The organism is Luteibacter sp. KNZ12-1A (assembly GCF_056755675.1).
The window spans coordinates 1-10,032 of the sequence record NZ_JBPGXU010000130.1 but is presented as its reverse complement, the minus strand read 5'-3'; the positions used below and the strand labels follow the sequence as shown (position 1 = coordinate 10,032).

Below are 10,032 nucleotides of genomic sequence, written 5' to 3'. Positions count from 1 at the left end.
TTCCCGATCGCGATGGACGAAGGCCTGCGTTTCGCGATCCGCGAAGGCGGTCGTACCGTCGGCGCCGGCGTCGTCTCGAAGATCAACAAGTAAGAAGGATTGCCGGGGCGGGGTGACCCGTCCGGTTATCGAAGAGCGGAGGCGAAAGCCTCCGCTTTTTTTTGTTCTTCGGTAAGTGTTTTGGTGGCTTGGGCTCGCCTTCGGCATCGCGGCGTGCGCGTCGCGGCAAGAGCCGGCGAGCGCCGCCCTCGGGGCCACGCCTCCGGCGCCCCTCAAGGAAGGGCCGCTGGCGCGGCCGTGTATCAATGGCCTGCGGCCGGGTCGTGAACCAGCCGGGGTTCTTCGACTCGACATCCTGTCTCGTGAAGAAGGCCAGCCATCCATGGTTGGCCTCCTGCGGGCCTGATCCGTCTGGATCACTCGCCTGCGCTAACGGCCCCGAGGGTGGTACTCGCCGGCTCTTTCGTGCCTTGACGCGAAGTCGGGCCGAGCGCGGTGTCATGAGTGATGGGCGTTTGCCCGATCGGCACGCATAACAAAAGCACGCGATTTTGAGGATTCTTCTAAAGATGTCCTCCTGCGGCATCGCTAAGCTGTCCTCATGAACCTTCGCGCATGGACACTCCTCCCGCCGTTGCTGCTTCCCGCCTTGGCCGCATGTGCCGAGAAGAAAGATCTCAGCCCGCCGCCACTGAATCCGTATCCGAAGGAGGCGCTGCACATCACGGTGACGTTCGACCATCCCGAGGATGCCAAGCGCTACGTTGTCGTCATGAGTGCGCTGTACCAGAACCAGCAACGCGAATGCGGCTACTTCGATCCCCTCAGGGGTGGTGGCAGCTTTGTCTATCCCCACGGGACGTTCGACATTCCCAATGAAAGCCGGGACCCAAAGCGTGCTCATTTCAACGTCTACGTGGATCGGTACAACGAAGTCGCCTGCAACTGGGAGCTTGCTGCCCCTTACTTCCTGGTTCATGACACCCGCACGGGGAGGGACGCACTAGGGCATTGGGGTCTTCGCGAGGACTTGGCTCCCGGCGCCGAGTACAAAGCCATTTGTCAGTTCCGGGCAGATGACCATCCGCAAAGCTGCTACGGCAGATGGCCGATGCCGGACAGACCCCATTACAGCCGGGTCCCCATCACTGTTCACGTGTCCAAGGACTCGGCGTTGCTGCGTCCACGCGTGCGGGGCGTCTTCAGCCAGAGCAATTTCGTCAAGCCAGTGACAACGGACACCGCACCAAATCCGCCTGCTGCTTCTAGTGGCGACTAGCAGTAACTTCTATCCAAGGAACTGGATATGTCTCTTCCCTCCGAGCAATATGCATTTCTCTCTCATGTGATTTATGTGCCGCTGACGGCAAAGACCAATCTCGAGAGTGATAGCCGACTCTACACTGTGCTCTACGTTTCCCCGCCGTCCGCCACGAACTACCGCGGGGCGGTGGTGCGGGACGAGACGACCGGCCAGCTTATCGTCACGAACAAAGGCACCGACCCTTCCAGCATCCATGACATCACCGCCGATCTAGGCATGGGCATGATGGGTGCGCCCACCCAATGGCCTGAAGCAGCCGCGACGATGCGCTGGGCCTTGCGTCATGCCGAGGAAGAAGGCATCGCGGCTACCGACATCAGCATCACCGGTCACTCCCTGGGCGGCGCCCTCGCGCAACTGCAAGCCGCCATGCCCGAATCGGCCGGCATACACGCGGAAACCTTCAATACCTATGGGGCGCGGTCCATGGCCGAGGGGCTGGGTCTGGATGTGTCATCCGCCCAGGGCCGCGTCGTCAACCACCGCATGTACCACGACCCGGTGTCGAGCATGGCCGAGCCGATCGGCCGCACGGTCGACTATATGGATCATGCGGATTACCAGCGCCACAAGCAGGGTGGCCTGTCACCGGTCGGCGAGGTGGGCGCCATCGCCGCCGCACACGGCATCGGCAACTTCTGGGACAAGGAAGGCAACCAGCCGGCGGCGGTATTCGCGCACAACTACATGCCCGACCTGCATCATCGCCGGTTGGACGACTTGCCCCGTGGTGTTCCGCTGGACCTGTCGGCGCCCTGGCACATGCTGGGTCAGGAGCAGGAGCGTACCGGCATGCCGCCACTGGCGGCGACCGCCGGCATGGACGAGATGTTCGACTACCTGTGCAAGGCCATGGAGCAGGACGACCAGGGCTTCATGGAAGCGCTTCGGCAGGTCGGCCAGACCCATGCCGCCCAGGAATTCCACATGCAGGCGGCGCAGCAGGTGGACAGGGAAGACCGCATCGTGGCACTGGAAGCGCAGCTGCAACAGGCGCAGGAACAGCAGGTGTCGCAGGTCCGGGAGATCGGTGGTCCGGTGATGCGCCTGTAAGGAGTGGCGATGCGCGAGGAAGGTACAAGGAACGCCACCGTGCAGGTGGCGATGATGGTGGAGCGGCTGTCGCGCATGAGCGAGTCGATGGATACGCGCCACCGTCAGGCCACCGAGCAACAAGCGCGGACCGTGCGGGCTCTACCCGGCATCATGCGCCAGGCCGCGGATGCGGGCTTGGGTGCGATCTCGGCGGATGCCACGCGGACCGTGCGAATGGGCTTGAACGAACCGCTCGCGGAAGTGGCCCGGGCAGCGGCCGAGCATCGGCGCCTCATGCAGGCGAGCACGGATGCGATGGTTGGGACGCAGCGCAAGCTGGCGACCTTCGTGAACAAGGCGGCCTGGCTGGTGGTAGGGGTGCTGGCGACCCTTCTGGCGGTGCTCGCGGTGGGAAGTTACCTCGGGTGGCACTACAAGCAGGTCATCGCGCAGCAGCAGATCGAGGCCGATCTGCTCCGGGCCTATAACCAGGCCGATGTTCGATTGTGCGGCCAGCAGCTGTGCGCTCGCGTGGGCCGCGCGGACAAGCGCTATGGGGATTACGTTCCCCTCCGGCAACGATAGGACGCCGGTGCAGGTCGTGAATGATCCAGCCGGGGAAGGGCGCGGCCACCCGATATCGTTCCTCCCGAGGGCTTCCCATCGGCCCGGCGATAGGTTATAGTCGCTGGGCTATACCTCCCGGTCCCCATGTGTGGGCGACCGGACACCGCGAAATGAGGCGCACGGAATGTGCTTCGAGTTCGCAGGCATGGATGCCGAGTAGGGTGCCAACGGGCCACGGGGCGCAAGCTCTGTTGACCTATCTCGTTGCGTATTCTATACTTTTTTGTCTAGGCAGGCCGATAGCTCGGCCTGCCTGACTTTTTCGGGTCGTTCCGGACGGTTTCACACCGTTCCAGGGCGGCCCGTTGCGGTACCCGTAAGTAGCACCAGGGTTGTGCGGGGTGGCGAGAAGCCCCTCCGAATCACAAGAACGTTCTTTCGATAACAGGACACGGTTTTATGGCGAACCAAAAGATTCGCATTCGGCTCAAGGCGTTCGATCATCGTCTGATCGACCGTTCGGCCAGCGAAATCGTCGAGACGGCCAAGCGCACCGGCGCTACGGTCCTCGGCCCGATCCCGCTGCCGACCAAGATTGAGCGCTACACCATTCTGGTGTCGCCGCACGTCGACAAAGATGCCCGCGACCAGTACGAGACCCGTACCCACAAGCGCGTTCTGGACATCGTCGACCCCAACGACAAAACCGTGGACGCGCTCATGAAGCTCGATCTCGCGGCTGGCGTTGACGTGCAGATCAAGCTCGGCTGAGCGGATAAAAGGATACGAAGATGAGTATCGGACTGGTTGGCCGCAAGTGCGGCATGAGCCGGCTCTTCACCGAAGACGGCCGCTCGATTCCGGTGACGCTGATTGAAGCGACCCCGAATCGCGTGACGCAGGTGAAGACCGAAGAAAACGACGGCTACAGCGCCGTGCAGGTCACGACGGGTGCCAAGCGCGCCTCGCTCCTGACGGCTCCGCTGAAGGGCCATTACGCCAACGCCAAGGTCGAGCCGGGCCGCGGTCTGTGGGAGTTCCGCGTGAGCGCGGAAGACGCAGGCAAGTACGCGATCGGCACCGAGATCTCGGCGGGTGACGTCTTCACCGTCGGTCAGACGGTCGACGTCTCCGGCGTGTCGAAGGGTAAGGGTTTCCAGGGCACCATCAAGCGTCACCACTTCAAGATGGGCGACGCCACGCACGGTAACTCGCTGTCGCATCGCGCCCCGGGCTCGATCGGCCAGCGCCAGACGCCGGGCCGCGTGTTCCCTGGCAAGAAGATGTCGGGCCACATGGGCGCGGTCAACCGCACCCAGCAGGGTCTCGAAGTTGTCACGGTCGATTCCGAGCGTCACCTGATCGCGGTCAAGGGCGCAGTCCCCGGCGCGCCGGGCGGTGACGTCGTGATCCGTCCGACGACCAAGGGCTGAGGAGAGACGCCATGGAACTCAACGTTATTGGCGCCAAGGCGCTCACCGTGTCGGACGACGTGTTCGGCGGCGAGTACAAGAAGGCCCTCGTCCACCAGGTCGTCACCGCCTATCAGGCGGCTGGCCGTGCCGGTACGAAGGCCCAGCTGTCTCGTGGCCAGATGTCCGGTACGACCAAGAAGTTCAAGAAGCAGAAGGGTGGCGGCGCTCGCCACGGCGACTACCGCGCTCCGATCTTCGTCGGTGGTGGTGTGACGTTCGCGGCCAAGCCGCGCAGCTTCGAGCAGAAGGTCAACCGCAAGGCCTACCGCGTCGCGATCCGTTCGATCGTCGCCGAGCTGAACCGTCAGGGTCGCCTGAAGGTCGTCTCCGAGCTGTCGATGGAAGCCCCGAGCACCAAGGGCATGATCGCGAAGCTGGCCGAGCTCGAAGTCAAGGGTCGCGTGCTGCTGGTGTCGGAAGACGCCACCGAGGCGCTGTACCTGTCCGCCCGCAACATTCCGTACATCCACGTCGTCGACGTGTTGGCCCTTAATCCGGTCAGCCTGGTCGGCAGCGACTTCGTCGTCATGACGGTGGACGCGGTCAAGAAGGTCGAGGAGTGGCTCGCATGAGCACCGAACGCACGCTCAACACGCTTCGCGCGCCGCACATCTCCGAGAAGTCGGCTCGCCTTGCTGAGAACAACCAGTACGTTTTCGTCGTGGCGCCCGAGGCGACCAAGGCCGATGTCCGTGCAGCCGTGGAACACCTCTTCGACGTCAAGGTCGTGGACGTGAACCTCGTGAACACCAAGGGCAAGGTCAAGTCGTTCCGCTTCCGCACTGGCAACCGCCAGGGCAAGCGCAAGGCCTACGTGCGCCTCGCCGACGGTCACACGATCGACGTGTCGGCCAAGGCCTGAGCCAGGAGTTGAATTGAGATGGCACTGATCACTCACAAGCCGACCTCCCCGGGCCGCCGCGACGCAGTCAGCGTGCGGACCGAAGGTCTGCACAAGGGCGCACCTTACGCGCCCCTGACCGAATCGCAGTCGAAGACGGGTGGCCGCAACCACTACGGTCGCATCACCACGCGTCATCGCGGCGGCGGTCATAAGCAGGCTTACCGCATCATCGATTTCAAGCGTGACAAGGAAGGCATCGCCGCCGTTGTCGAGCGTCTGGAATACGATCCGAACCGCACCGCGCACATCGCGCTGCTGTGCTACGCCGATGGCGAGCGCCGCTACATCATCGCGCCGAAGGGCGTGGCGGTGGGCGACCGTCTCGTGTCGGGTTCCGACTCCCCGATCAAGCCGGGCAACTGCCTGCCGCTTCGGTCGATCCCGGTCGGTTCCACCGTCCATTGCATCGAGATGAAGCCGGGCAAGGGTGCGCAGATCGCGCGTTCGGCCGGTGCCTCGGTCCAGCTGGTCGCTCGCGAGCAGGGTTACGCCACGCTGCGTCTTCGCTCCGGCGAAATGCGTCGCGTGCCGGTCGAATGCCGCGCCACCATCGGCGAAGTCGGTAACTCCGAGCATAGCCTGCGCAAGCTTGGCAAGGCCGGTAAGAAGCGCTGGGCGGGTATCCGTCCGACCGTTCGCGGTGTCGTGATGAACCCGGTCGACCATCCGCATGGCGGTGGTGAAGGCAAGACCTCCGGCGGCCGTCATCCGGTCAGCCCGTGGGGTACGCCGACCAAGGGTTACAAGACGCGCAACAACAAGCGCACCCAGCAGTTCATCGTGCGTCGTCGCAAGTAATAGGAAACGATCATGCCGCGCTCTCTAAAGAAAGGTCCGTTCGTTGACCTGCACCTCGTAAAGAAGGTGGAAGCCGCCGTTTCCGCCAACAACAAGCGTCCGATCAAGACCTGGTCGCGTCGTTCGATGATTCTGCCGGAGATGGTCGGTCTGACCATCGCCATCCACAACGGCCGCCAGCACGTGCCCGTCCTGATCAACGAGAACATGGTCGGGCACAAGCTCGGCGAGTTCGCGGTGACCCGTACGTACAAGGGCCACGCAGGCGATAAGAAGGGCAAGTGATGAGCACCGAAGCCAAAGCGATCCTGCGCAGCGCCCGCATCTCGGCGCAGAAGGCACGCCTGGTGGCTGACCTGGTCCGCGGCATGCCCGTGGGCCGAGCCAGCGACGTGCTCGCCTTCACCAACAAGAAAGCCGCCCACCTTGTCCGCAAGGTGCTGCTCTCCGCCGTCGCCAACGCCGAAAACAATCTCGGCGCCGACGTGGACGAGCTCAAGGTGGCCCGCATCTTCGTCGACGAAGGTCCGGCGATGAAGCGTATGTACGCCCGCGCCAAAGGTCGCGGTTCGCGCATCCTGAAGCGCACCAGCCACATCACTGTGGTTGTCGGCAACTGACTGGGGTAAGACACGATGGGTCATAAAGTTCATCCCACCGGTATCCGCCTCGGCATTGCCAAGGACTGGAACTCGAAGTGGTACGCAAACAAGGGTGAGTACGCCCAGTACCTCGCGGCCGACCTCAAGGTCCGCGAGATGCTGCGCAAGAAGCTCGCCGCCGCCGGTATCTCGAAGATTCAGATCGAGCGCCCGGCCAAGACCGCCCGCGTGACGATCTTCACCGCCCGCCCGGGCGTGGTGATCGGCAAGAAGGGTGAGGACATCGAGAAGCTGCGCAAGGAAGTCACGGACATGATGGGCGTTCCGACGCACATCAACGTCAGTGAAGTCCGCAAGCCGGAACTCGACGCCCAGCTCGTCGCTGAATCGATCGCCCAGCAGCTCGAGCGTCGCATCATGTTCCGCCGCGCGATGAAGCGTTCGGTCGGCAACGCGATGCGCCTCGGTGCCCTCGGCATCAAGATCAACGTCTCCGGCCGTTTGAACGGTGCCGAGATCGCGCGCTCCGAGTGGGCCCGCGAAGGTCGTGTTCCGCTGCATACCCTGCGCGCGGACATCGACTACGGCACCGCCGAGGCCAAGACCCAGTACGGCATCATCGGTGTCAAGGTTTGGGTCTACAAGGGCGAGATCTTCGATCTGGCGGCCGCCACGGCCGAGTCGAAGGAAGAACAGCAGCCTCAGCAGTCGTCGCGCCGCGAGGGTGGTGAAAACCGCCGCGAGCGTGAGCGCGCTGCCAAGTAAGGAGCGTTGCCATGTTGCAACCGAAGCGTACCAAGTACCGCAAGATGCATAAGGGCCGTAACGATGGCCTGGCATTCAATTCCAACCTCGTGAGCTTTGGCGAGTACGGCCTCAAGGCGACGACGCACGGTCAGCTGACCGCGCGTCAGATCGAAGCGGCCCGTCGTTGCATCACGCGCTACGTGAAGCGTGGCGGCAAGCTCTGGATCCGCGTGTTCCCGGACAAGCCGATCACCCGCAAGCCCATCGAAGTCCGAATGGGTGCAGGTAAGGGTGGCGTCGAGTTCTGGGTCGCTCTGATCCAGCCGGGTCGCATGCTTTATGAAATCGAAGGTGTCGACGAGACGACGGCACGCGAAGCGTTCCGTCTGGCGGCAGCCAAGCTCTCCGTCCAGACCCAGTTCGTCTCCAGGGCGGTGATGTAATGGCCAGCAAAGAAATCAAAGAGAAGTCGGCGGAAGAGCTGAAGCAGCACCTGCTGGACCTTCGCAAGGAGCAGTTCAACCTGCGCATGCAGAAGGGCTCCGGACAGCTCACCCAGCCGCACCAGCTGCGCCGCGTTCGGCGTGACATCGCCCGCACGAAGTTCGTGCTCGGCGTGAAGAAGTAAGGACGGCGGACATGAGCGATAACACGAAGACGGCGCGTACCCTCACGGGTCGTGTCATCAGCAACAAGATGGCTAACACGGTGACGGTGTTGATCGAGCGCCAGGTGCAGCACCCGCTGCTCGGCAAGATCATCCGCCGTTCCACGAAGCTCCATGCGCACGACGAAACCGGCGCGAACGAGGGTGACCTCGTCCGCATCGCGGAATGCCGTCCGCTGTCGAAGACCAAACATCACCGCGTGGTCGAAATCGTCACGCGCGCTGAAGTCTAAGGAGAGCTGCCATGATTCAGGTACAGAGCATGCTTTCCGCGGCCGATAACAGCGGCGCGAAGGAACTGATGTGCATCAAGGTGCTGGGCGGCTCGAAGCGCCGTTATGCCAGCGTCGGTGATGTCATCAAGGTGACCGTCAAGGACGCCATTCCCCGCGGCAAGGTCAAGAAGGGCGAGGTGTACAACGCCGTGGTGGTTCGTACCGCCAAGGGTGTGCGCCGCGCTGATGGTTCCGTGATCCGTTTCGACGGCAACGCGGCCGTCATCCTCAACAACAAGCTCGAGCCGATCGGAACCCGTATCTTCGGGCCGGTTACCCGCGAGCTGCGCAGCGAGAAGTTCATGAAGATCGTCTCGCTCGCGCCCGAAGTGCTCTGAGCGGAGGCCAGACCATGAACCGTATCCGCAAGGGTGATAACGTCGTCGTCATCACCGGCAAGAACAAGGGACAGCGCGGTGACGTGCTGCGCGTCGATGGCGACCGCGTGGTCGTCTCGAACGTGAACCTGGTCAAGCGCCACACCAAGCCGAACCCGCAGGCCAACCAGCCGGGCGGAATCGTCGAACGTGAGGCCTCGATCCATATCTCCAACGTACAGCTCTTCAACTCCGCCACGAACAAGGGCGAGCGCGTGGGCACCAAGACGCTCGAGGACGGGCGCAAGGTGCGCGTGTTCCGTTCGGGCGAAGTGGTCGACGCGTAAGGAATCGAAGTCATGACCCGCCTTGAATCGTTTTACAAAGAGTCGGTAATGCAGAAGCTCACTGAGCGCTTCGGTTACCAGAACGTCATGGAAGTGCCCCGCATCACGAAGATCACGCTCAACATGGGCGTCGGCGAAGCCGCCGGTAACAAGAAGATCCTCGAGAACGCCGTGGCCGATATGACCAAGATCGCCGGCCAGAAGCCGATCACGACGAAGGCCCGCGTGTCGGTCGCTTCGTTCAAGATCCGCGACGGTTGGCCGATCGGTTGCAAGGTCACGCTCCGTCGTGCCCAGATGTGGGAATTCCTGGACCGCCTGATCAACATCTCGCTGCCGCGTACGCGCGACTTCCGTGGTGTCTCGGGTCGTGCCTTCGATGGCCGTGGTAACTACAACTTCGGCATCAAGGAACAGATCATTTTCCCGGAAATCGACTTCGATCAGGTCGACGCGCTGCGTGGCATGGATATCTCCATCACCACCACCGCCAAGACCGACGAAGAAGCCAAGGCGTTGCTGGAAGCCTTCAGCTTCCCGTTCCGCAACTGATCACAGGTAGAACATGGCCAAGACCTCGATGGTCGAGCGCGACCTCAAGCGCACCAAGATCGTGAAGAAGTTCGCCGCCAAGCGCGCCGAACTGAAGGCGATCGTCCTGAGCGCCACTGCGTCGTACGACGAAAAGATGGAAGCCCAGACCAAGCTGCAGAAGCTTCCGCGCGATGCCAGCCCGGTGCGCCAGCGTAATCGCTGCGCCCTGACCGGCCGCCCGCGTGGCGTCTACAGCAAGTTCGGCCTGGGCCGCAACAAGCTCCGCGAAGCCACCATGCGTGGCGACGTGCCGGGCTTGCGCAAGGCTAGCTGGTAAAAAACTCGCCAACGGCGGGGCAAGCTGTTATAGTCGTGGGGGGGGGGCCACCCGGCCCCCCCGGGTGGGGGTTGAATATTTATTATTACTGGTTTGTGGGTCG

General features: G+C 62.9%; 19 protein-coding genes. All 19 read left to right on the top strand.

Going from position 1 to position 10,032, the window contains the following annotated elements:
• A partial coding sequence (locus ACR9ZJ_RS17705; protein WP_481288229.1) for an EF-Tu C-terminal domain-related protein occupies positions 1-93 on the top strand: 93 nt, incomplete at its 5' end.
• Positions 94-601: 508 nt separating this feature from the next.
• Entirely contained in the window at positions 602-1,279 is a 678-nt protein-coding gene (locus ACR9ZJ_RS17700; protein WP_481288503.1) for a hypothetical protein, read from the top strand.
• 27 nt (positions 1,280-1,306) lie between these two features.
• Positions 1,307-2,377, top strand: a complete 1,071-nt coding sequence (locus ACR9ZJ_RS17695) for a Tle-like phospholipase domain-containing protein (RefSeq protein WP_481288502.1) — start codon at positions 1,307-1,309, stop codon at positions 2,375-2,377.
• Positions 2,378-2,386: 9 nt separating this feature from the next.
• Positions 2,387-2,944, top strand: coding sequence for a hypothetical protein (locus ACR9ZJ_RS17690; RefSeq protein WP_481288501.1), 558 nt, complete (start codon positions 2,387-2,389; stop codon positions 2,942-2,944).
• 441 nt (positions 2,945-3,385) lie between these two features.
• Entirely contained in the window at positions 3,386-3,697 is a 312-nt protein-coding gene (gene rpsJ, locus ACR9ZJ_RS17685) for a 30S ribosomal protein S10 (protein ID WP_014402136.1), read from the top strand.
• Positions 3,698-3,717: 20 nt separating this feature from the next.
• The gene (gene rplC / locus ACR9ZJ_RS17680; protein WP_371023353.1) at positions 3,718-4,359 is read left to right on the top strand and encodes a 50S ribosomal protein L3; all 642 of its coding nucleotides are present in this window, start codon (positions 3,718-3,720) and stop codon (positions 4,357-4,359) included.
• 11 nt (positions 4,360-4,370) lie between these two features.
• The gene (rplD, locus tag ACR9ZJ_RS17675; RefSeq protein WP_306849867.1) at positions 4,371-4,973 is read left to right on the top strand and encodes a 50S ribosomal protein L4; all 603 of its coding nucleotides are present in this window, start codon (positions 4,371-4,373) and stop codon (positions 4,971-4,973) included.
• Positions 4,970-5,263: a 50S ribosomal protein L23 gene (gene rplW / locus ACR9ZJ_RS17670; RefSeq protein ID WP_046967254.1), complete on the top strand. Its 294-nt coding sequence runs from the start codon at positions 4,970-4,972 to the stop codon at positions 5,261-5,263. Before rplD ends, rplW begins: the two co-directional genes overlap by 4 nt.
• Positions 5,264-5,281: 18 nt before the next feature.
• Positions 5,282-6,103, top strand: a complete 822-nt coding sequence (gene rplB, locus ACR9ZJ_RS17665; protein WP_306849874.1) for a 50S ribosomal protein L2 — start codon at positions 5,282-5,284, stop codon at positions 6,101-6,103.
• Between the two features lie 12 nt (positions 6,104-6,115).
• A complete protein-coding gene (gene rpsS / locus ACR9ZJ_RS17660; protein WP_029213892.1) occupies positions 6,116-6,388 on the top strand; it encodes a 30S ribosomal protein S19 in 273 nt (90 codons plus the stop codon).
• The gene (gene rplV / locus ACR9ZJ_RS17655; protein ID WP_029213891.1) at positions 6,388-6,723 is read left to right on the top strand and encodes a 50S ribosomal protein L22; all 336 of its coding nucleotides are present in this window, start codon (positions 6,388-6,390) and stop codon (positions 6,721-6,723) included. The genes rpsS and rplV overlap by 1 nt, the downstream gene beginning before the upstream one ends.
• A gap of 15 nt (positions 6,724-6,738) precedes the next feature.
• Positions 6,739-7,470 carry a 30S ribosomal protein S3 gene (gene rpsC, locus ACR9ZJ_RS17650; protein ID WP_306849877.1) on the top strand — a complete coding sequence of 244 codons (732 nt, stop codon included), beginning with the start codon at positions 6,739-6,741 and terminating at the stop codon, positions 7,468-7,470.
• Positions 7,471-7,481: 11 nt separating this feature from the next.
• Positions 7,482-7,895 carry a 50S ribosomal protein L16 gene (gene rplP, locus ACR9ZJ_RS17645; RefSeq protein ID WP_306849879.1) on the top strand — a complete coding sequence of 138 codons (414 nt, stop codon included), beginning with the start codon at positions 7,482-7,484 and terminating at the stop codon, positions 7,893-7,895.
• The gene (gene rpmC / locus ACR9ZJ_RS17640; RefSeq protein WP_029213888.1) at positions 7,895-8,080 is read left to right on the top strand and encodes a 50S ribosomal protein L29; all 186 of its coding nucleotides are present in this window, start codon (positions 7,895-7,897) and stop codon (positions 8,078-8,080) included. The genes rplP and rpmC overlap by 1 nt, the downstream gene beginning before the upstream one ends.
• 11 nt (positions 8,081-8,091) lie before the next feature.
• Positions 8,092-8,352 carry a 30S ribosomal protein S17 gene (rpsQ, locus tag ACR9ZJ_RS17635; protein WP_029213887.1) on the top strand — a complete coding sequence of 87 codons (261 nt, stop codon included), beginning with the start codon at positions 8,092-8,094 and terminating at the stop codon, positions 8,350-8,352.
• An 11-nt stretch (positions 8,353-8,363) separates the two neighbouring features.
• Positions 8,364-8,732, top strand: a complete 369-nt coding sequence (rplN, locus tag ACR9ZJ_RS17630) for a 50S ribosomal protein L14 (protein ID WP_306849882.1) — start codon at positions 8,364-8,366, stop codon at positions 8,730-8,732.
• 14 nt (positions 8,733-8,746) lie between these two features.
• Positions 8,747-9,058 (top strand): 50S ribosomal protein L24, encoded by a 312-nt coding sequence (gene rplX, locus ACR9ZJ_RS17625; protein WP_090054986.1) that lies wholly within the window; start codon positions 8,747-8,749, stop codon positions 9,056-9,058.
• A gap of 12 nt (positions 9,059-9,070) precedes the next feature.
• The gene (rplE, locus tag ACR9ZJ_RS17620) at positions 9,071-9,610 is read left to right on the top strand and encodes a 50S ribosomal protein L5 (RefSeq protein ID WP_306849886.1); all 540 of its coding nucleotides are present in this window, start codon (positions 9,071-9,073) and stop codon (positions 9,608-9,610) included.
• Positions 9,611-9,623: 13 nt separating this feature from the next.
• Entirely contained in the window at positions 9,624-9,929 is a 306-nt protein-coding gene (gene rpsN / locus ACR9ZJ_RS17615) for a 30S ribosomal protein S14 (RefSeq protein WP_306849888.1), read from the top strand.
• Positions 9,930-10,032: the final 103 nt, after the last annotated feature.